The following is a 21316-nucleotide window of genomic DNA, read 5'->3' as shown; positions in this document are numbered from 1 at the left end:
GCCGTGCTTATTGCGGCCAGAATGCCCGAATACCGGCCACGCCCTGTGCGCCGGTTTCCCAGGCACGCTGCAATTCGTTCGGCCCAACCCCGCCCAGCAGATACACCGGCTTGTTGAAGCCCGAGATCAACTGCCCGGCCTGCTCCCAACCCAGCGGCTGCGCCTCCGGATGGGTCTGCGTCGGTTGCACCGGCGACAGCGTGACAAAGTCCACGCCCATCTGTTCGGCCAAGGCCAGCTCTTCAGCGTTATGGCACGAAGCGGCCAACCAGCGCTCCGCCGGCAACGGCCGCCCGGCACTGGCGTACTTGCGCAACTGCGCGGACGTCATGTGCCAGCCCGCCGACGGGAAATCCCCCAGCCATTCGAAAGGCCCCTTGAGCATCAGCTGTGCCTTGCCCGCACACAACCCCACCGCGTCCACCGCCAGGTCGCGGTACTTCGGGTCATAACCGTTGGGCGCCCGCAGTTGAACCAGCTTGATCCCACCGGCAATCGCCTTCTGGATCCCCTTGAGCAACTGCGGAGTCTCCAGGCCATCGGGAGTAATCAGATACTCCGCCGACAAACGGGCGGCGGCGACAATCGGCTGGTTGGCCGCCGGAAACTCGTAGTCCGCCAGCTCCCGCGCACTGACCCAGGCCAGCGGCTGGCCCTCGGCACCGTGGGGGTCGCCGGTAAAAGCCGAAACCTCCCAGACATCCAGCAAGACCTGCTTGTCCGGATAATCGTGCCGCACCTTGATCAACGGTCGGGCAGCACTGACCACGATGCCCAGCTCTTCCTGAAGCTCGCGGGCCAGGGCCACCTGGACGGCTTCGCCGTCCTCGACCTTGCCGCCGGGAAACTCCCAGAGACCGCCCTGGTGCTGGGTATCCGCCCGACGGGCAATCAGGATGCGACCGTCAACACCCCGGATGACCGCCGCCGCCACATGAACGCGTTTCACGTTGAAACCTCCTGCTCGAACCTGTGGATCAGGTGCGGTATTCCGCGTTGATCTTCACGTACTCGTGGGACAGGTCGGTGGTCCAGATGGTTTCACTGCACTGGCCGCGACCCAATTCGATACGAATGGTGATTTCTTCCCGAGCCATTACCGCCGAGCCCTGCTCTTCGGTGTAGCTCGCCGCACGAGCGCCACGGCTGGCGATGCAGACTTCGCCGAGGAACACGTCGATCTTGCTCACATCCAGGTCCGGCACACCGGCGCGGCCGACGGCGGCGAGGATACGGCCCCAGTTCGGATCGGAGGCAAACAGCGCGGTCTTGATCAGTGGCGAATGCGCCACGGTGTAACCGACATCCAGGCATTCCTGGTGATTGCCGCCGCCATTGACTTCGACGGTGACGAACTTGGTCGCGCCTTCGCCGTCACGAACAATGGCCTGGGCCACATCCATGCACACTTCGAACACAGCCTTTTTCAGCGCGTCGAACAACGGCCCGCGAGCCTCGGTGATTTCCGGCAGCCCGGCCTGGCCGGTGGCAATCAGCATGCAGCAGTCGTTGGTCGAAGTGTCGCCGTCGATGGTGATGCGGTTGAACGACTTGTTCGCACCGTCCAGCATCAGGCTGTGCAGGACCTCACGGGAGACCTTGGCGTCGGTGGCGATGTAGCCGAGCATGGTCGCCATGTTCGGACGGATCATCCCCGCGCCCTTGCTGATCCCGGTGACGGTAATGGTCACGCCGTCATGCTGGAACTGGCGGCTGGCGCCCTTGGGCAGGGTGTCAGTGGTCATGATGCCGGTGGCGGCAGCGGCCCAGTTATCCACGGACAGGTCATCCAGGGCCGCCTGCAAGGCGCCTTCGATTTTCTCTACCGGCAACGGCTCGCCGATCACCCCGGTGGAGTACGGCAGCACGGCGCTTTCATCAACACCGGTCAGCTCGGCCAGCTTGGCGCAGGTCCGCGCGGCGGCGGCCAGGCCCGGCTCACCGGTTCCGGCGTTGGCATTGCCGGTGTTGGTCAACAGATAACGCACGTTGCCCTGGACGCGCTGCTTGGCCAGGATCACGGGTGCCGCGCAAAACGCGTTGAGGGTAAACACCCCCGCCACCGTGGAACCTTCAGCGCAGCGCATCACCACCACATCCTTGCGCCCAGGGCGCTTGATACCGGCCGAGGCGATACCGAGTTCAAAACCGGCAACCGGGTGCAACGTAGGCAAAGGACCAAGACCAACAGCCATGAAAGCGCTCCTTTTAATGTGATATCTGCACTGCCGTCACAAGGGCAGTGTTTCAAATGGAAAAACGCCGCGACGGCTAATGCCGGTCGCGGCGCAGGTATTTCAGTATCCGGTAAAGACCTTAGCTGATCTGACCATGGCAGTGCTTGTACTTCTTGCCCGAACCGCAGTAGCACAGTTCGTTACGGCCCAGCTTCTGCTCGTTGCGCACTGGCGCGGTGGCCAGGGCGACATCGACTTCTTCACCGAGGATTTCCGGCGCGTCCAGGCCTGGGGCTTCAGCGTGCTCGAACTGCATGCGCTGGGCCAGGGCTTCGGCTTCCTGACGCAGGCGCGCTTCTTCTTCGATCGGATCTTCGCGACGCACCTGGACGTGGGAGAGGACACGAATCGAATCGCGCTTGATCGAGTCCAGCAGCTCGGAGAACAGGGTGAACGACTCGCGCTTGTATTCCTGCTTCGGGTTCTTCTGCGCATAACCACGCAGGTGGATGCCGTGGCGCAGATGATCCATGGTCGACAGGTGGTCTTTCCACAGGTCGTCGAGCACACGCAGCACGATCTGCTTCTCGAAGGTGCGCAGCGCTTCGGCACTGGCCTGCTCTTCTTTTTCGTTGTACGCCAGCAGCAGCTCGCTGAGCAGCTTCTCGCGCAGGGTCTCTTCGTACAGGTGATCGTCTTCGTCGAGCCACTGCTGGATCGGCAGTTGCACGCCGAAATCGTTCTGCAGGGCCGCTTCCAGACCCGCCACGTCCCACTGTTCTGGCAGCGACTGTGGAGGAATATGGGCGCTGACGGTGGCGTTGAGCACGTCCTGACGGAAGTCGGCGATGGTTTCACCGATATTGTCGGCGGCCAGCAACGTGTTGCGCATGTGATAGATCACTTTACGCTGTTCGTTGTTGACGTCGTCGAACTCGAGCAGTTGCTTGCGAATGTCGAAGTTGCGGCCTTCGACCTTGCGCTGGGCCTTTTCGATGGCGTTGGTCACCATGCGGTGCTCGATCGCCTCGCCTGGCTGCATGCCCAGGGCCTTCATGAAGTTCTTCACCCGGTCCGAGGCGAAGATACGCATCAGGCTGTCTTCCAGGGACAGGTAGAAACGGCTGGAACCGGCGTCACCCTGACGACCGGCGCGACCGCGCAGCTGGTTGTCGATACGACGGGATTCGTGACGCTCGGAAGCGATCACCTGCAAGCCGCCCGACTCGAGCACCTGCTGGTGGCGTTTCTGCCAGTCGGCCTTGATCTGGGCGATCTGCTCAGGCGTCGGGTTTTCCAGGGCCGCCACTTCGACTTCCCAGTTACCGCCCAACAGGATGTCGGTACCGCGACCGGCCATGTTGGTGGCGATGGTCAGGGCGCCAGGGCGACCGGCCTGGGCGATGATTTCCGCTTCTTTCTCGTGGAACTTGGCGTTCAGGACCTTGTGCTCGATGTTCTCCTTATTGAGCAGGCTGGACATGTGCTCGGAGGTCTCGATGGTCGCCGTACCCACCAGCACCGGACGGCCCTGGGCCAGGGACTCCTTGATGTCGGTGATGATCGCCGCGTACTTCTCTTCGGCGGTGAGGAACACCAGGTCGTTGTAGTCCTTGCGCGCCAATGGCTTGTTCGGCGGGATGACCGTCACTTGCAGGCCGTAGATCTGGTGGAACTCGAATGCTTCGGTGTCCGCGGTACCGGTCATGCCGGACAGCTTGGTGTACAGGCGGAAGTAGTTCTGGAAGGTGGTCGAGGCCAAGGTCTGGCTTTCGGCCTGGATATTCAGGTTTTCCTTGGCCTCGATGGCCTGGTGCAGGCCCTCGGACAGGCGACGGCCGGGCATGGTCCGGCCGGTGTGTTCGTCCACCAGGACAACCTGGCCTTCCTGGACGATGTATTCGACGTTGCGGTTGAACAGCTTGTGGGCACGCAGGCCGGCATACACGTGGGTCAACAGGCCCAGGTTGTGCGCCGAATAGAGGCTCTCGCCCTCGGCCAGCAGGCCGACCTGGGTCAGCATCTCTTCGATGAACTGGTGACCGGCTTCGTTGAGCTCGACCTGACGGGTCTTCTCGTCGACGGTGAAGTGGCCTTCCTTGGTCACCACGCCTTCCACTTCCTCGACGTGCAGCTGGAGGCGCGGGATCAGCTTGTTGATCTCGGTGTACAGCCGCGAGCTGTCTTCGGCCTGGCCGGAGATGATCAGCGGGGTGCGGGCTTCGTCGATCAGGATGGAGTCGACTTCATCGATCACGGCGAAGTTCAGCTCGCGCTGGAACTTCTCTTCCATGCTGAACGCCATGTTGTCGCGCAGGTAGTCGAAACCGAATTCGTTGTTGGTGCCATAGGTGATGTCGGCGGCATAGGCGGCACGCTTCTCTTCCGGCGGCTGGAACGGCGTGACCACGCCGACCGTCAGGCCGAGGAATTCATAAAGCGGGCGCATCCAGTTGGCGTCGCGGCGGGCCAGGTAGTCGTTCACCGTGACCACGTGCACACCCTTGCCGGACAGCGCATTGAGGTAAACCCCCAGGGTCGCCACCAGGGTTTTACCCTCGCCGGTGCGCATTTCCGCGATCATGCCTTCGTGCAAGGTCATGCCGCCGATCAACTGCACGTCGAAGTGGCGCATGCCCATGACCCGCTTGCCGGCTTCGCGGGCGACCGCAAAGGCTTCGGGCAGGAGTGTGTCGAGGGTCTCACCTTGGGCTATGCGGGCCTTGAACTCTCCGGTCTTGGCACGCAACTGCTCGTCCGAAAGGGCCACCATTTGCTCTTCGAAGGCATTGACGATCTGTACCGTCTTGAGCATGCGTTTGACTTCACGCTCGTTCTTGCTTCCAAAAAGTTTCTTTAACAAAGGCGCAAACATATCGGCAGGTTCTTCCACACATAGGGATGGAGGGCGGCCCCGTGAGTCGCCCGAGCAGCCCTCATGGCCGCATGCGAACGAGTATTCTACCCGGAAACGATGGTGAGGAAAGTGGCGTTAATCCACGATGCTGGCACAGCGCTGTGACGGGGCCACTCTAAAATAAGGTCTTTTTCCCGAACTTCAAGCCATCGAGTGCAGACGTTAACCGCGGACTTTAGGGCCAAAGACGATTCACATCAATGGCCGCGGGCAGAGCGGGCGCTTCTGCTACCATGGCGACTCTGTTTCTTCAGGTGTCTGAACCATGGCATTTCGCCCCCTCACGGCCCGGGCTCCCGCCGCCCTGCTTCGCGAAGCCAAGCCGCTGAAAGCCATTTTCGGCCATGCCCAACGCCTTGCGCATTTGCAGCGCCTGGTGGAAAGCCAACTGCAACCCGCCGCCCGCGAGCACTGCCACGTGGCGTCGTGGCGCGAAGGCAGCCTGTTGCTGATCGTCACCGACGGGCACTGGGCGACCCGCCTGCGCTACCAGCAGAAACGCCTGCAACGGCAATTACAGGCGTTCGAGGTGTTCGAGAGCCTGACCCGCATCCTGTTCAAGGTGCAGCCGCCGACCGTGCCCCAGGGCGCGGTGGGCCACACCATGGATTTGTCGGTGAGCGCAGCGCAAACCATCCAGGACACCGCCGACGGCATCAGCGACCCGAACCTGCGCGCCGCCCTGGAGCGCCTGGCCAGCCACGCCAAGCCCAAGGCCTGAGCCCTTCACGACCGCTCAACCCGAGCTTGAACCCGTCCTTGTGGGAGCGGAGCCTGGTCCGGGCGGCATTCCGACGAAGCTTTGGGCGAACTCAAGGGCCTCTTCGCGGGCAAGCTCCGCTCCCACGGATTATCCGGCGCACTTTCGGATTGAATACCTTCAAGTGAACGACATTGCCCACGGTTAATCTTTGCGCCGACTCAGTCGATAGCAAGAAGCCAACCCAGAAAACAATCAAAAACAATCCGGCTTTCCCCCAAGAAGAGCCCCCAAGGAGCAGAGGAACAGCTTAGGTTCAACGCTGCCCAGCGCGCACCACCGGCCATCGCCTACCTGGACACCCAAAACTTCAGCGGACCTTGAACGCCATGAACAAAAACCTCAAATTCAGTCACAAGATCCTGCTGGCCGCGTCGCTGATCGTACTCGCGGCCTTTGCGCTCTTCACGCTGTACAACGATTACCTGCAACGCAATGCAATCCGCGATGACCTCAACAGCTATCTGCATGAAATGGGTGGTGTCACCGCCAACAACATCCAGACCTGGCTGACCGGCCGCAGCCTGCTGATCGAAAACCTGTCCCAGTCGGTCGCCCTCAATGCCGACCCGGCCAACGTCTCCAACCTGCTGGAACAGAAGGCCATCATCTCGACCTTCATGGGCGCCTACCTGGGCAACAAGGACGGCAGCTTCATGATCCGTCCGGACAGCAAGATGCCCGACGGCTACGACCCCCGCGCCCGCCCCTGGTACAAGAGTGCCGAGAACAGCAGCGGCTCGGCCCTGACCGAACCCTATATCGACCTGGCGTCCGGGCAGTTGGTGATTTCCATCGTCAACACCGTGCGCAAGGCCGGCCAGAGCATCGGCGTGGTGGGCGGCGACCTGAGCCTGCAAGCCATTGCCGACAGCCTCAACGCCTTGAGTTTCGACGGTAACGGCTACGCCTTCCTGGTCAGCGCCGATGGCAAGATCCTGGTGCACCCGGACAAGGCCCTGGTAATGAAAAGCCTCAGCGACGCCTATCCCCAGGACACCCCGCGCATCGGCAACGAGATTAGCGAAACCGTGGCCAACGGCAAGACGCGCATCGTCGCCTTCGCCCCGATCAAGGGCCTGTCTTCGGTAAGCTGGTATGTCGGCGTGTCCGTGGACAAGGACAAGGCCTTTGCGATGCTGAGCAATTTCCGCAGCTCGGCCGTGATCGCCACCACCATCGCCGTACTGATCATCATCGCCCTGCTCGGCCTGTTGATCCGTGCGCTGATGCAACCGCTGCACGTGATGACCCGTGCCATGCAGGATATCGCCGACGGCGAAGGCGACCTGACCCGGCGCCTGACGATCGAGTCCCAGGACGAGTTCGGGATCCTCGGTAGCGCCTTCAACCGTTTCGTCGAACGCATCCACACCTCGATCAGCGAAGTCTCCTCGGCAACCCAACAGGTCAACGAAGTGGCCCTGCGGGTGGTCAGCGCCTCGAACTCGTCGATGCTCAACTCCGATGAACAGGCCAGTCGCACCAACAGCGTCGCCGCAGCCATCAACCAGCTGGGTGCCGCCGCCCAGGAGATCGCCCGCAATGCCGCCCAGGCCTCGACCCAGGCCAGCGACGCCCGCGGCCTGGCCGCGGACGGTCAGCAGGTGGTGGAACGCAGCATCAAGGCCATGCACCAGTTGTCGGAAATGCTTGCCACGTCAAGCACCAACATCGAGTCGCTGAACAGCAAGACGGTGAATATCGGGCAGATTCTCGAAGTGATCACCAGTATTTCCCAGCAAACCAACCTGCTGGCCCTCAACGCCGCCATCGAGGCGGCCCGGGCCGGTGAGGCCGGACGCGGCTTTGCGGTGGTCGCGGACGAGGTGCGCAACCTGGCTCATCGCACCCAGGAATCGGCGCAGCAGATCCAGACCATGATCGAAGAATTGCAGGTTGGCGCCCGAGAATCGGTCGGCACCATGGGCCATAGCCAGCGCCACAGCCTGGAAAGTGTGGAAATCGCCAACCTGGCCGGCGAACGCCTGAGCAGCGTGACCCAGCGGATCAGCGAGATAGACGGCATGAACCAATCCGTCGCCACGGCCACCGAAGAGCAAACCTCGGTGGTCGAGTCGATCAACGTGGACATCACCGAGATCAACACCCTCAATCAGCAAGGTGTGGAGAACCTGCAGTCAACCCTGCGGGCCTGTACCGACCTGGAACAGCAGGCTGCGCGATTGAAGCAGCTGGTGGGCAGTTTCAGGATTTAAGCGACGCAGAAGAGTCTGCGGGCTTGTCTGCTTCGGACTCTTCCTGCAACTGCTGCCAGAGTTCGGCGGCACCGGGAAACTCGGTGCCGTCTTCAGGAGTCATTGCGTCGGTGTCGTAACGGCTCAGACAGCCCTCACCCACGGTCGGCGGCGCCTTGGAGGTTGCCTTGTCGAGTGTATCGCTCATCGCCACACCTCCAGGCTCGTCAACGGGCTGTCAGAACACCACGGTCTTGTTGCCATGCACCAGCACACGATCTTCCAGGTGATAACGCAGGCCACGGGCCAGCACCATCTTCTCGACATCGCGACCGAAACGCACCATGTCTTCGATGCTATCACTGTGGCTGACACGGACCACATCCTGTTCGATGATCGGCCCCGCATCCAGCTCTTCGGTTACATAGTGGCAAGTTGCCCCAATCAACTTCACGCCACGCAGGGACGCCTGATGATAAGGCTTGGCACCGACGAACGATGGCAGGAAGCTGTGATGGATATTGATAACCTTATGCGCATACTCGCGGCACAGTGCCGGCGGCAGGATCTGCATGTAGCGCGCCAGTACCACCACATCGGCTTCGTGATGTTTGACCAGACGTGATACTTCGGCAAACGCCGGCTCTTTGTCCTGCGGGTTCACCGGCACGTGGTAGTAGGGAATACCGTGCCACTCAACCATGCTGCGCAGGTCATCGTGGTTGGAAATCACGCAGGCGATCTGGCAATCCAGTTCGTCACTGTGCCAACGGTGCAACAGGTCCGCCAGGCAATGGGACTCACGGCTGGCCATCAACACCACGCGCTTCTTCTGCTCGGTGTCGGTGATGCGCCAGGTCATGGAAAATTCTTCGGCGATCGGGGCAAATGCCTCACGAAAGGCCTCCAGACCAAACGGCAGGCTGTCAGCACGAATCTCGTGGCGCATGAAGAACCAGCCACTGAGGTTGTCGGAGTGGTGACTCGCTTCGGTGATCCAACCGTTGTAAGACGCTAAAAAGTTACTGACTTTGGCAACGATGCCAACGCGGTCGGGGCAGGCAATCACCAGCCGGAAAGTGCGCATGGGGGGAGAACTCCAGAACTTCGCAAAGGTCGCCATTCTAGCCAGTACGGAAAAAAACTGCAGTATTCGTTGCACCGCCGGCCCACTCCTGTCCCGGCACCCGTTTCTCCCCTCGCTTGTAGTGGGCTTTCTCCGAGTGACGCGACGCAGCGCGCCGATAATTCAAACATCGTCACAACAAGACGGCTCTTGGCTCGCGCAGCAAAAACATCTAAGTCGGCGACAAGGACACACCTAAGTTTCAAATTAAATGCAATAAACCACCTATTAAATGTTTACTTGCTCAAATACTCTGACTACTATTGCGTCACTGTACCCCTGTCGTCCTGACTCAACATAAGGTAGTGTCCATGTCCCTGATCCAGAAATACCACGCCACCCAGGAAGCCATCAAAGAACTGCAAGCCCAAATGGCCGCCATGGAAAAAGACGGTGCCCTGAAAAAAGAAATGGAATTCGAAAGCAAACTGCGCACTCTGCTGGGCGAGTACAACAAGGCGCTGCCAGATGTCATCAACATCCTGGACCCACAGGCCAAAGCTGGCAAAGCCGTACGTGGCGCCGTGAAAACCACCGGCACCAAGCGCGCGCGCAAGGTCAAGCAATACAAAAACCCGCACAACGGTGAAGTGATCGAAACCAAAGGCGGCAACCACAAGACTCTGAAAGAGTGGAAAGCCAAGTGGGGCGGCGACGTGGTTGAAAGCTGGGCTACCCTGCTGGGCTAAGCCAAGCCGGTCACGGACGCTATTCGCGACCTACAAAAAACGCCAGTTCACTGGCGTTTTTTTATTGTCCGCAATTTAATCGTGGGCGTGTTTAACCGACCGTCACGTTAAAGCGTGCGCACAAAGAGTGTGCATAGTCCTGCCACTGCTCCAGTACCTGACGCTGCACCGGTGTTGCATTCGGCAAACACTTCATGAGGTGCTCGGTAAAATCCGCCAGGGTATTCGGCGCGCCCCACGCCGCCTCGGTCAGACGCTGTCGGCAGAATGTCCGCCAACGTTGTTGCTCTTCTTCACTCAGGCTGGTGGGAAAGTTGCGTGCCCGGTAACGAAATAATAATTCCGGCAACCGCTCATCATCGAAAGGCCATTGCCCGCGCGCCAACTGCTCGGGCTCCGCACTGCGAACTTGCTCACACAAACGCCGGTCGCGGTCGCCGATAAAGCCATCGTATAACTGCTGCTCCGGATCCTCGCTGGGGGCAAAATCTTCGCCGGCATAAAGGGCCTGGACTTTATCCCGCCAAACTTCCTGGGCCTCACTCAGTTGCTGGCGGCGCGCCTCATAAAGCGCCATGTCCAACTGCAAACGTTTCTGGTCTTCGCCACGCAATACCTTTAGCGGCGCCACCACCGGGCAACGATTGACATGAATCAACTTGAGCGGCACCGGCAGTTGTCCTTCGGCACGCGCCTCATGACGGATGTACAGCTGCTGGCGCAAGGTTTCGGCATCCAGATCGAATAACGGCTGCGGATCCTGGGATAGATCACAGACAATCAAGGCATTGCGGTTACGCGGGTGCCAGGCCAACGGCAGGACCACCCCCAGGTAATGACGCGCGGCCGAGAAGCGTCCGGAAATATGCACCATCGGCTGTAACAGACGAATCTGATCCATGACCCGCTGTTTGCTGCGCAACTGAAACAGCCAGTCATATAACTTCGGCTGTTTCTCGCGGATCAACCGCGCCAGAGCAATGGTGGCACGCACATCGGACAAGGCTTCATGGGCGTGACCATGATCGATGCCATTGGCCGCGGTCAGGCGCTCGAGCTTGAGGGTCACCCGTCCGTCCTCCTCGGGCCAGACGATGCCTTGCGGACGCAGTGCATAGGCCGCCCGCACCACATCGATCAGGTCCCAACGGCTGTTGCCACCCTGCCACTCCCTGGCATAGGGATCGAAAAAGTTTCGATACAGGCTGTAACGGGTGACTTCGTCGTCAAAACGCAAGGTGTTGTAGCCAGCACCACAGGTCCCCGGAAGGGACAACTGGGCGTGCACGCGGGTCATGAAGTCGGCCTCGACCAAGCCCTGCGTGGCAAGTTGCTGCGGAGTGATGCCGGTAATCATGCAAGCCGCCGGGTGCGGCAGGATATCCTCGCTGGGCCGGCAATACAGGTTGACCGGTTCATCGATCTCGTTGAGCTCGGCATCGGTACGGATGCCCGCCACCTGCAAGGCGCGATCAGAGCGCGGGTTGATCCCGGTGGTTTCGTAGTCGTACCAGAAGATGGAGGTCACGGCGGGTTCCTGAACAGAAGACCGACGCAGTCTAGGCGCTCAGCGCCCCCTCGGACCAGCATCCCGTAACAACTGGGCGCAGCAACTTCGATACCGTTCATTACAGAGTTAAGTTGCTTAGCCAGGCGCCGCTGGCTAGGATCGGGCCTCTGTCCGCAAGGACCGGCCATCTTGCCGTCGATTTCAGCACCGAAAAGGAAGACTGCGCTGCAAACACCCCTGGATACCCACTATCGCGTCGAAACCCCGGAAGGTATCGACCTGCCCCTGCGTCCGGCCGGCCTGCCCGTGCGGGCAGTGGCGTTCGCCATCGACCTGGGCGTGCGCGGCGTGCTGCTCGGCGTGCTGCTGAGCAGCCTGATGCTGCTGGGCAAGCTGGGCCTGGGTCTCGGCTCGATCGTGCTGTTCCTGGTCAGTTGGTGGTACATGGTGCTGTTCGAAGTGCTGAACCAGGGCCGCTCGCCGGGCAAGCAGATGATGGGCCTGCGGGTCGTGCATGATGACGGCACGCCGATCGGCTGGGCCGCTTCCTTGACCCGTAACCTGCTGCGTTTTGTCGACATGCTGCCGTTCGGTTATTTCCTCGGCGCCGTCAGTTGCCTGCAGCACCCGACTTTCAAGCGCCTCGGCGACCTGGCCGGCGGCACGCTGGTGGTCTATCGCGAACAGCCGTTGCCGCGTCCCAGCCTGCCCCAGGCGACACCCCGTAGCGCGCCTTTCATCCTGCATCTGGCGGAACAACGCGCCGTGCTGAGTTTCGCCGAACGCCAGGGCGACCTCAGCGCCGAACGCACCCGCGAACTCGCGGCGCTGCTGGCCACGCCCCTGGGCGTGCCGGCCTCCCGGGCCGCGGCTGAATTGAACGGCATTGCCCACGGACTGCTGGGCCCGCTATGAAACAGAGCCTCTTTGAAAGCCGCCATCAGCCCGAGTGGCAACGTTTTGCCCAATGGCTCGAGCAGATGGAGCGCGGCAAGGCGAAAGCCATCGACTTGCGCGAATTCCCAGCCCATTACCGCCGCCTGTGCCAACAACTGGCCCTGACCCAGGAACGCGGCTACAGCAGCCATCTGGTCGATGCCCTGCAACAGTTGGCCTTGCGTGGGCACCAGCAGCTCTATCGGCATCGCAGCCACCTCGGCGCCTCGGTGCTGGGGTTCGTCTTCGCCGGTTTCCCCCGCCTGGTGCGCGAACAATGGCCGTTCGTCCTGGTCGCCGGCGTGCTGTTCTTCGCCAGCCTGGGGCTGACCGGCCTGCTGATCTATCTGTTTCCGGACCTGGTCTACAGCATCGTCAGCCCGCAGCAGGTCGCCGATATGCAAGCCATGTACGACCCCGCCGCCAGTCGCCTGGGGCGCACCGTCGCGCGAGCCTCCAGTGAAAACTGGGTGATGTTCGGCTACTACATCATGAACAACATCGGCATTGCCTTTCAGACCTTCGCCGGTGGCCTGCTGTTTGGCCTCGGCAGCCTGTTCTTCCTGCTGTTCAACGGCCTGACCATCGGCGCGGTGGCCGGTCACCTGACCCAGATCGGCTACGGGCAGACCTTCTGGTCCTTTGTCATCGGCCACGGCGCCTTCGAACTCACCGCTATCGTCCTGTCCGGGGCCGCCGGCCTGCAACTGGGCTGGGCTCTGGTGGCGCCGGGACGCCTGTCCCGTGGCGAGGCCCTGCGCCTGAACGCGCAGAAAAGTATCCAGATGGTCGGCGGGGTGATCCTGTTCTTGCTGATCGCCGCCTTTATCGAAGCCTACTGGTCGTCGATGAGCCATCTCGCGCCACGGCTCAAATACACGGTGGGCGCGGGGCTCTGGCTGCTGGTGGGCGCCTATCTGCTGTTGGCCGGACGGAGCCAGCATGCGCCTGACTGACGCCAGCGTTGCCATTCGCCCCCGCAGCACCTGGGAAGCCATGGACCTCGGCGTGCTGCTGGCCCAGCAACATCGCGGCTTGTTGATGGGTTCCTGGGCACTGGTCACCTTGCCAGTCTTCGCCCTCCTGAGCCTGCTGCTCTGGGAACATCCCTCCATCGCCCTGTTGCTGTTCTGGTGGCTGAAACCGGCATTCGAGCGCTTGCCGCTGTACATCCTGTCCACGGCCCTGTTCGGCGATACACCCACCCTGAAACAGGCAATCAAGGCCTGGCCGCGCCTGCTCAAGCCACAACTGCTGGCGAGCCTGACCTGGCGGCGCCTGAGCCTGAGCCGCAGCTTCACCTTGCCGGTGCAACAACTCGAAGGCCTCGACGGCCAGGCCCGCCAGCAGCGCCTGCGAGTACTCCTGCCCCAGAGCCTGAGCGCGGCGCGCTGGCTGACGCTGATCGGCGCGCATCTGGAATATGTCCTGTGGATCGGCCTGATGGCGGTGTTCTATCTATTGTTGCCCCGGCAGATCGATATCGACTGGCACTGGCAGAAACTGCTGTTCGCCGCCCAGCACGAGTGGCTCTGGCTGGAACACCTGAGCAACGCCTTCTACGCGCTGATCCTGATCCTCTGGGAGCCGATTTATATCGCCTGCGGCTTCAGCCTCTACCTCAACCGCAGGACCGTGCTGGAAGCCTGGGATATCGAACTGATTTTCCGCCAGTTGCGCCAGCGCCTGCTGCCGGTGGTCGCCGCACTGCTGCTCGGCGTCGGCCTGTTGTCGATGCCCTTCGCGTCACCGGTCATGGCCGCCGAACCACCGGCACCAGACACACCAAGGCTGCTCAAGCAACCGCTGACCAGCCAGGCCTCCCAGGACGCGATCAAGGCACAGTTGCAGGCACCGCCGTTCAAGAACCCGGAAACCGTCACCCGCTGGCGACTGGGCGAAGCGTCCGCCAAGACTGGCGACAAAGCCTCTTCCGGCTGGCTGAAGGCCCTGCTGGAGCGTTTTGACAGCCGTATCGTCGGCACACTCGCCCAAAGCCTGGAGATTCTGCTCTGGGCGGCGCTGTTCGGCTTGCTGGCCTGGTTGGCCTGGCGCTATCGGAATGGCTTGCAAACCTTTGTCGGCCGGCGCCCGAAGCCACGGGCCAAAGCCGTCCCGAGCGCCACGCCGCAACTGTTCGGCCTGGCGCTGGACATCGACAGCTTGCCCGGTGATATCGCCGCCAGCGCCGAGGCCCTCTGGCCCCAGCAGCCGCGCGAAGCCATGAGCCTGCTCTACCGTGGTCTGCTCAGCCGCCTGCTGCATGACTACCAACTGCCCTTGAAAAGCGCCGATACCGAAGGCCAGGTCCTCGAACGGCTCGGTCAGTTACCGGAACCCGCTCTGCAGGCCTTCAGCCAGGAACTGACCCGCCACTGGCAGAACCTCGCCTACGGGCATCGCCTGCCAACAGCCCACCAGCAACAGGCGCTGTGCGAAAACTGGCGACAGTTGTTCGGTCCGGGAGCCGTCCGATGAACCGGCGCCTGTCCTGGCTGATCGGCCTGGCACTGCTGGTGGTACTCGCAGGCGTCGGCCTCTACCTCTATCACAAGGCCACACCCTACACAGAGGTCATCGATCACGGCCCTTCGCCCGAAGCCCGCGCCAACCCTTACCTGGCCGCCGAGCAGTTTCTGCGCCAGCGTGGCCTGAAAGTCACCCATGCCAACAGCCTGGATATCCTGCCCGGCCTCGACCCGCGCGGGCGGAACCTGATGCTGCTGGGCGAGCGCTCGAACATGACCCCGCGCCAGGCCGACCAGTTGCTCAACTGGGCCCGGGCCGGCGGACGGCTGCTGTTCGTCGCCGAGGCCCTGTGGAATCCCAAGACCGGCAGCAGTGGCGACCTGCTGCTCGACCGCGTGCAGTTGCACCAGTTGCTGAGCAAGGACCTCAAGGGCGACGGCCCGGAACCGGAAGACGAGCGTTACCCGCTGTTGACCCGCATGTACCTGGAAGACGAAGACGCTCCGGCCTACTTCAGTTTCGACACCGCGTTCCACTTGTCCGACCCGAAGAACCTGGCGCAATCCTGGGCCAACAGCGCCACCTCCACCCACTTGATGCAACTGGAGTACGGCGCCGGTACGGTCACCGTGCTGACCGACGCCGACCTCTGGACCAACCACGCCATCGGCCGTTACGACAACGCCTGGCTGCTCTGGTACCTGGCCCAGGACAGCGACGTGACCCTGCTGTTCAATACCGACCACGACAACCTGCTCACCCTGTTGTGGCGCTACTTCCCCCAGGCCCTGGTCGCCCTCGCCACCCTCCTCGGCCTGTGGTTGTGGCATGTCGGCCTGCGCCAGGGACCGCTGCAGGCCCCGGCGTCCCGGGCGCGCCGACAATTGCAGGAACACCTGCGGGCCAGCGCCGACTTCCTGCTCCGTCGCAGCGGCCATGAAGCCCTGCTCCAGGCCTTGCAACAGGACATCCTGCGCCGGGCCCGCAAGCGTCACCCCGGTTTCGAACGGCTCGGCGTTGCCGAACAATGGCAGGTGCTCGCGCGCCTGACCCGCCAACCCACCAGCGCCATCAGCCAGGCCTTGCGCCCGCGACCCAGGCAACGCCTTTCCAGCGTCGACTTCAGTCGCCAGGTCGCCCACCTGCAAACCCTCAGGAATGCCCTATGAGCGAACAACAAGCCGAACCGACCAGCCCGGTTGACGCCGAGGCCCATGCCCAGCAGCAACGCCATCGCGCCAGCCAGTTGGCCCAGGCGGTGCGCCACGAACTGCAAAAGGTCCTGATCGGCCAGGACAGGGTGATCGACGACGTGCTCACCGCACTGATCGCCGGTGGCCATGTGCTGCTCGAAGGCGTCCCCGGGCTGGGCAAGACCCTGCTGGTGCGGGCCCTGGCGCGCTGCTTCGGCGGCGACTTCGCCCGTATCCAGTTCACCCCCGACCTGATGCCCAGCGATGTCACCGGCCATGCGGTCTACGACCTGCAGACCGAACAGTTCAAGCTGCGCAAGGGCCCGCTGTTTACCAACCTGCTGCTGGCGGACGAAATCAACCGTGCCCCGGCGAAAACCCAGGCGGCGCTGCTCGAAGCCATGCAGGAACGCCAGGTCACTCTCGAAGGTCGCGCCCTGCCCATCGCCCAGCCGTTCATGGTGCTCGCCACCCAGAACCCGATCGAACAGGAAGGCACCTATCCGCTGCCCGAGGCCGAACTGGACCGTTTCATGCTCAAGCTGCGCATGGACTACCCCGATGCCCAGCAGGAGCTGGACATGGTCCGCCAAGTGACCCGCTCGACCAAGGCCGACATGCTCGAAGTACAACCCCTGCGCACCCTGTTGCAGGCCAAGGATGTATTGGCCTTGCAGCGGATCGCCAGCGAGTTGCCGCTGGACGAGCAGGTCCTCGACTACGCCGTGCGCCTGGCCCGGGCCACCCGCAGCTGGCCGGGCCTGACCCTCGGTGCCGGACCGCGGGCCTCCATTGCCCTGGTTCGCGGCGCCCGGGCCCGAGCCTTGCTGCGCGGCGGTGAATTCGTGATCCCGGACGATATCAAGGGCTGCGCCCTGGCCGTACTGCGGCATCGGGTACGAATCGCCCCCGAGCTGGATATCGAAGGGCTGTCGGTCGACCAGGTGCTCAAGCAACTGCTTGACCAGGTCCCGGCACCGCGCCAGTGAGGCCCGCGCGTCCATGAGACCTTCACGGCTGCTGTTGATCTGGCTGGGCGTCCTGCTGGTGCTGGGCATTGGCCTGGGCACCCTCGGGGCCCTGGGCGTCGAGCTGCCCGAGCGCCTTGGCTCGATTGGCTGGGGCTTGCTGCTGGCCTTGCTGCTGTTGAGCCTGCTGGATGGGGCTCGACTCAGGCGCTTGCCCTCGCCGCACGTGAAACGCAAGCTGCCCGGCAGCCTGGCATTGGGACGCTGGGGCGAGGTGCACCTCGAACTCAGTCACGACCACCCCACGCCCCTGCGAGTGCAGCTCTTCGATCACGTTCCCGATGGCCTGGCGTTCGCCAACCTGCCCCAAGCCATCACCTTGCAACCGGGCGAAGGCAGCGAGCTGACCTATCGCGTGCGGCCCTTGAGCCGTGGCCATTTTCGCTACGCGCGTTGCGAAGTCAGCCTGCCCAGCCCGTTGGGCCTGTGGTCCGAGCGACGCTACCTGGCGCTGGCCGATGCGACCCGTGTCTACCCGGATTTCGCCCGCCTTTATGGCGCCCAGTTATTGGCCGTCGACAACTGGCTCAGCCAACTCGGCGTACGCCAACGCCAGCGTCGCGGCCTGGGCCTGGAATTCAACCAGTTGCGCGAATTTCGCGAAGGCGACAGCCTGCGTCAGATCGACTGGAAAGCCACCGCCCGGCAACGCACGCCGATTGCCCGGGAATACCAGGATGAGCGCGACCAGCAGATCGTCTTCCTGCTCGATTGCGGGCGGCGGATGCGCAGCCAGGACGGTGAGCTGGCGCACTTCGACCATGCCCTCAACGCCTGCCTGTTGCTCAGCTATGTGGCCTTGCGCCAGGGCGACGCGGTGGGCCTGTGCACCTTTGCCGGCGAGCAGCCGCGCTTTCTCGCCCCGGTCAAGGGCCAGGGTCAGCTCAATGTGTTGCTCAACAGTGTCTACGACCTGAACAGCACCCAGCGCCCGGCGGACTACCAGGCCGCAGCCAGCCAACTGCTGGCCCGACAGAAACGCCGGGCCCTGGTGGTACTGGTGACCAATCTGCGCGATGACGACGATGAGGCACTGCTGACCGCCGTCAAACGTCTTGGCCGCCAACATCGGGTGCTGGTGGCCAGCCTGAGGGAAGAAGTGCTCGACCAATTGCGCCAGGCGCCGGTACAGACCCTGCCTGAAGCCCTGGCCTACTGCGGCACCGTGGATTACCTGAATGCCCGGGCCACTCTTCATGAACGACTGGCCGCCCACGGCGTACCGGTACTCGACGCCCGCCCGAGCGAACTCGGGGCCGATCTGGTCAGCCGCTACCTGAGTTGGAAAAGAGCCGGAACCCTTTAGGACCCCAGCCCTGAAGTCCCGCGCTAAGCGGAAGCCTCCAACGGATGGAAGCTGAAGTAGTGCTGCAACGCCGCCACCAGTTGCAGATACTCCGGGGATGACTCACCCAGCGTAAACCCCGAGTCGTAATAACCGGGAGTGGTCTCCTCATGGCACCACAGACAGCGGCCGGTCAGATCAATCATTTGCTGGGTGCCATCGCTGAGTGGCAGCTTCAGTTGCAGCTCGAACTCGGCGTCGACCAGCAAGGGTAACTGACTGATCAACATCAGCCCCTCTTCGCAGACATTGCCCAGGTAGCCAATGGGCTTGCCGGTATAACGATTGAACACTTGCAGAAAATAAGGCAGTTGATGCCGCTCGATTCGACGGTCAGTAGGCATGGCAATGATCGCTGTATAGGCCATTCAGCATGGCTGCGCTAATGCTTCGGAGCAGACGAACGGTCCTGCTCTCCCTTGGCCTCGGCGCGATAACGGCAAATCGCCTTGTCGCAAACATCTACCGAGCCATGGTTTTCAATTCAAAAGAATTGATAAAACTGAAACCATACACTCAAAGACTAGCGCAAAGCTGGCAGAGAGCCAGCTGATATTTCAACCATCATGACAAAGCGGCGAACTACAAAGCGGCGGGACTCGGCTGAGCCGGCATTGCCCCCTCAGCGTGTCCCAGCTGGCGCAAGGTTTCCAGGCGCGCCCGAGCGCGGTATGCATACTCGCTGTAAGGGTATTGGGTGAGGATGAACTGATAGGTCTGTATCGCGTCGACGAACAGTTTCTGGCGCTCCAGGCACTGGCCGCGCAGCATCGACACTTCCGGCTGGATGTACTGCCGGGTACGGCTCTCACGGTCAACCTTGGACAACTGCAGCATGACGTCTTCACAGTTGCCGCGATCATAGGACCGATAGGCATTGTTCAGATGGCTGTCCATCGACCAGCGGGTGCAACCGACCACACTGGCCGCCAGGGCTAAAACGAGCAAAATTCGCATGGGGGGTCTCCTGTTCTTGCTAGTGTATCGACCCGCTGGCGAAAATCTCCAGAGTGTTCGCCAAACAACCTATTCGAAAAAAATCATTCGCTGAAAAGTAGTGCAAATGAACAATGACTACAGCAGAGGAGCATAGTAGCCTTTCGCTGCGCTTGAACTCAGGAGTCTCTGCATGTCCGTTCGTCGTACTAAAATCGTCGCCACACTGGGCCCGGCCAGCAACTCGCCGGAAGTTCTCGAACAGCTGATCCTCGCTGGCCTGGACGTTGCCCGTCTGAACTTCTCCCACGGTACTCCCGACGAGCACAAGGCTCGTGCCAAGCTGGTGCGCGACCTCGCGGCCAAGCACGGGCGCTTCGTCGCGCTGCTGGGTGACCTGCAGGGCCCGAAGATCCGTATCGCCAAGTTCGCCAACAAACGTATCGAACTCAAGGTCGGTGATCACTTCACCTTCTCCACCGGCCATCCGCTGACCGAGGGCAACCAGCAGGTCGTCGGTATCGACTACCCGGACCTGGTCAAGGATTGCGGCGTCGGCGACGAACTGCTGCTCGACGACGGCCGCGTGGTCATGCGCGTTGAAACCGCGACCGACACCGAGCTGCACTGCGTGGTGTTGATCGGTGGCCCGCTGTCGGACCACAAAGGTATCAACCGTCGCGGTGGCGGCCTGACCGCCCCGGCCCTGACCGAAAAAGACAAGGCCGACATCAAGCTCGCCGCAGAAATGGAAGTGGACTACCTCGCGGTATCCTTCCCACGCGACGCCGCCGACATGGAATACGCCCGTAAGCTGCGCGACGAGGCCGGCGGTACCGCCTGGCTGGTGGCGAAGATCGAACGTGCCGAAGCCGTGGCCGACGACGAAACCCTCGACGGCCTGATCATGGCCAGCGACGCGGTGATGGTTGCCCGTGGTGACCTCGGTGTGGAAATCGGCGACGCCGAACTGGTGGGCATCCAGAAGAAAATCATTCTGCATGCGCGTCGCCACAACAAGGCGGTGATCGTTGCGACCCAGATGATGGAGTCGATGATCCTCAACCCGATGCCAACCCGCGCCGAAGTGTCCGACGTAGCCAACGCCGTACTGGACTACACCGACGCCGTGATGCTCTCGGCCGAAAGTGCCGCCGGTGCCTACCCGCTGGAAGCGGTGCAGGCCATGGCGCGTATCTGCGTCGGCGCTGAAAAGCACCCGACCAGCAAGACCTCCAGCCACCGTATCGGCAAGGTCTTCGAAAGCTGCGACCAGAGCATCGCGCTGGCGGCCATGTACACCGCCAACCACTTCCCGGGCGTCAAGGCCATCATTGCCCTGACCGAAAGCGGCTACACGCCGTTGATCATGTCGCGGATCCGTTCCTCGGTACCGATCTACGCGTTTTCCCCGCACCGTGAAACCCAGGCCCGCGCAGCGATGTTCCGTGGCGTCTACACCGTACCGTTCGACCCGGCCTCGCTGCCGCCTGAGCAAGTCAGCCAGGCTGCCGTGGACGAGTTGCTCAAGCTCGGTGTGGTCGAGCAAGGCGACTGGGTCATCCTGACCAAGGGCGACAGCTACCACACCATCGGCGGCACCAACGGCATGAAGATCCTGCACGTGGGCGACCCACTGGTTTGATTCTCGCAACCCGGCCGTAAAAAAGCCCCGCCTCTCGCAAGAGAGCGGGGCTTTTTCATGCCTGGGAGAAAAACCGCCGCGGAGGCTGTGTAGGCTTTTTCTGTTTTCACTGTAGTGTCGGCACATAGATCAGCTGACAGGCTAGCCTTGTCACTTGACCGCCGGATGCACGCCAAAGCCTCGGCAAGGAGAAGCGCTATGAAAGACCGAAACTGTCCTCCCATCACCCGCCACCCCCTCAGCCGGATGATGGACATCCAGATGATCGCCACGACGCTGGGGGGCGCCAGCCTGGCTGGCATGCTCTTCCCCAACATGGGGGGTGCACTGCTGGCGGGCTTGCTGCTGGGCGCCCTGGCCGGATTATGGGTCACAACACCCACCTGA

General features: G+C 62.2%; 19 protein-coding genes. 11 read left to right on the top strand and 8 right to left on the bottom strand.

What is annotated here, in order from left to right; translation table 11 throughout:
* Window positions 1-7: 7 nt before the first annotated feature.
* The 3 genes from M5C56_RS22835 to secA form a co-directional block, all read right to left on the bottom strand.
* Entirely contained in the window at window positions 8-949 is a 942-nt protein-coding gene (locus M5C56_RS22835) for a Nudix family hydrolase (RefSeq protein WP_103496669.1), read from the bottom strand.
* A 28-nt stretch (window positions 950-977) separates the two neighbouring features.
* On the bottom strand, window positions 978-2195 hold the full coding sequence (gene argJ, locus M5C56_RS22830) for a bifunctional glutamate N-acetyltransferase/amino-acid acetyltransferase ArgJ (RefSeq protein WP_103496668.1): 1218 nt from the start codon (window positions 2193-2195) through the stop codon (window positions 978-980).
* Window positions 2196-2316: 121 nt separating this feature from the next.
* A complete protein-coding gene (secA, locus tag M5C56_RS22825) occupies window positions 2317-5052 on the bottom strand; it encodes a preprotein translocase subunit SecA (RefSeq protein ID WP_103496667.1) in 2736 nt (911 codons plus the stop codon).
* Between the two features lie 307 nt (window positions 5053-5359).
* Here secA and M5C56_RS22820 point away from each other — a divergent pair, with 307 nt between their 5' ends.
* Window positions 5360-5815: a DciA family protein gene (locus M5C56_RS22820; RefSeq protein ID WP_103496666.1), complete on the top strand. Its 456-nt coding sequence runs from the start codon at window positions 5360-5362 to the stop codon at window positions 5813-5815.
* A gap of 368 nt (window positions 5816-6183) precedes the next feature.
* Window positions 6184-8073, top strand: a complete 1890-nt coding sequence (locus M5C56_RS22815; protein WP_103496665.1) for a methyl-accepting chemotaxis protein — start codon at window positions 6184-6186, stop codon at window positions 8071-8073.
* Here the strand turns inward: M5C56_RS22815 and M5C56_RS22810 are convergent.
* Complete coding sequence (locus M5C56_RS22810; RefSeq protein ID WP_103496664.1) at window positions 8063-8260, bottom strand: hypothetical protein; 198 nt, start codon at window positions 8258-8260, stop codon at window positions 8063-8065. The genes M5C56_RS22815 and M5C56_RS22810 overlap by 11 nt on opposite strands.
* A gap of 30 nt (window positions 8261-8290) precedes the next feature.
* Complete coding sequence (gene purU / locus M5C56_RS22805) at window positions 8291-9139, bottom strand: formyltetrahydrofolate deformylase (protein WP_103496663.1); 849 nt, start codon at window positions 9137-9139, stop codon at window positions 8291-8293.
* 350 nt (window positions 9140-9489) lie between these two features.
* Here purU and mvaT point away from each other — a divergent pair, with 350 nt between their 5' ends.
* Window positions 9490-9867: a histone-like nucleoid-structuring protein MvaT gene (mvaT, locus tag M5C56_RS22800; protein WP_103496662.1), complete on the top strand. Its 378-nt coding sequence runs from the start codon at window positions 9490-9492 to the stop codon at window positions 9865-9867.
* Between the two features lie 91 nt (window positions 9868-9958).
* On the opposite strand, the gene sbcB is transcribed toward mvaT, so the two are convergent.
* On the bottom strand, window positions 9959-11395 hold the full coding sequence (gene sbcB / locus M5C56_RS22795) for an exodeoxyribonuclease I (protein WP_103496661.1): 1437 nt from the start codon (window positions 11393-11395) through the stop codon (window positions 9959-9961).
* 171 nt (window positions 11396-11566) lie between these two features.
* On the opposite strand from sbcB, the gene M5C56_RS22790 reads away from it, so the two are divergent.
* From M5C56_RS22790 to M5C56_RS22765, 6 genes are read left to right on the top strand one after another with little or no spacing between them, the layout of a single operon-like run.
* Window positions 11567-12292, top strand: coding sequence for an RDD family protein (locus M5C56_RS22790; RefSeq protein WP_103496660.1), 726 nt, complete (start codon window positions 11567-11569; stop codon window positions 12290-12292).
* The gene (locus M5C56_RS22785; RefSeq protein ID WP_103496659.1) at window positions 12289-13269 is read left to right on the top strand and encodes a stage II sporulation protein M; all 981 of its coding nucleotides are present in this window, start codon (window positions 12289-12291) and stop codon (window positions 13267-13269) included. The genes M5C56_RS22790 and M5C56_RS22785 overlap by 4 nt, the downstream gene beginning before the upstream one ends.
* The gene (locus tag M5C56_RS22780) at window positions 13256-14791 is read left to right on the top strand and encodes a DUF4129 domain-containing protein (protein WP_103496658.1); all 1536 of its coding nucleotides are present in this window, start codon (window positions 13256-13258) and stop codon (window positions 14789-14791) included. Before M5C56_RS22785 ends, M5C56_RS22780 begins: the two co-directional genes overlap by 14 nt.
* Window positions 14788-15951 carry a DUF4350 domain-containing protein gene (locus M5C56_RS22775; protein ID WP_103496657.1) on the top strand — a complete coding sequence of 388 codons (1164 nt, stop codon included), beginning with the start codon at window positions 14788-14790 and terminating at the stop codon, window positions 15949-15951. The genes M5C56_RS22780 and M5C56_RS22775 overlap by 4 nt, the downstream gene beginning before the upstream one ends.
* The gene (locus M5C56_RS22770) at window positions 15948-16964 is read left to right on the top strand and encodes a MoxR family ATPase (RefSeq protein WP_100938794.1); all 1017 of its coding nucleotides are present in this window, start codon (window positions 15948-15950) and stop codon (window positions 16962-16964) included. The genes M5C56_RS22775 and M5C56_RS22770 overlap by 4 nt, the downstream gene beginning before the upstream one ends.
* A gap of 13 nt (window positions 16965-16977) precedes the next feature.
* Window positions 16978-18309, top strand: coding sequence for a DUF58 domain-containing protein (locus tag M5C56_RS22765; protein WP_103496656.1), 1332 nt, complete (start codon window positions 16978-16980; stop codon window positions 18307-18309).
* Between the two features lie 23 nt (window positions 18310-18332).
* Here M5C56_RS22765 and M5C56_RS22760 read toward each other — a convergent pair whose 3' ends face one another.
* A complete protein-coding gene (locus tag M5C56_RS22760; protein WP_103496684.1) occupies window positions 18333-18692 on the bottom strand; it encodes a PilZ domain-containing protein in 360 nt (119 codons plus the stop codon).
* A gap of 238 nt (window positions 18693-18930) precedes the next feature.
* Entirely contained in the window at window positions 18931-19305 is a 375-nt protein-coding gene (locus tag M5C56_RS22755; protein WP_103496655.1) for a hypothetical protein, read from the bottom strand.
* 172 nt (window positions 19306-19477) lie between these two features.
* On the opposite strand from M5C56_RS22755, the gene pyk reads away from it, so the two are divergent.
* Both pyk and M5C56_RS22745 read left to right on the top strand, forming a co-directional pair.
* Window positions 19478-20929 (top strand): pyruvate kinase, encoded by a 1452-nt coding sequence (gene pyk, locus M5C56_RS22750; RefSeq protein WP_103496654.1) that lies wholly within the window; start codon window positions 19478-19480, stop codon window positions 20927-20929.
* Between the two features lie 198 nt (window positions 20930-21127).
* Window positions 21128-21316, top strand: a complete 189-nt coding sequence (locus M5C56_RS22745) for a hypothetical protein (RefSeq protein WP_103496653.1) — start codon at window positions 21128-21130, stop codon at window positions 21314-21316.

Source organism: Pseudomonas sp. MWU13-2862 (assembly GCF_023242495.1).
Classification (GTDB): domain Bacteria; phylum Pseudomonadota; class Gammaproteobacteria; order Pseudomonadales; family Pseudomonadaceae; genus Aquipseudomonas; species Aquipseudomonas gingeri_D.
Note: the sequence above shows the minus strand (reverse complement) of the source record. Positions and strands in the feature narration are given on the sequence as shown.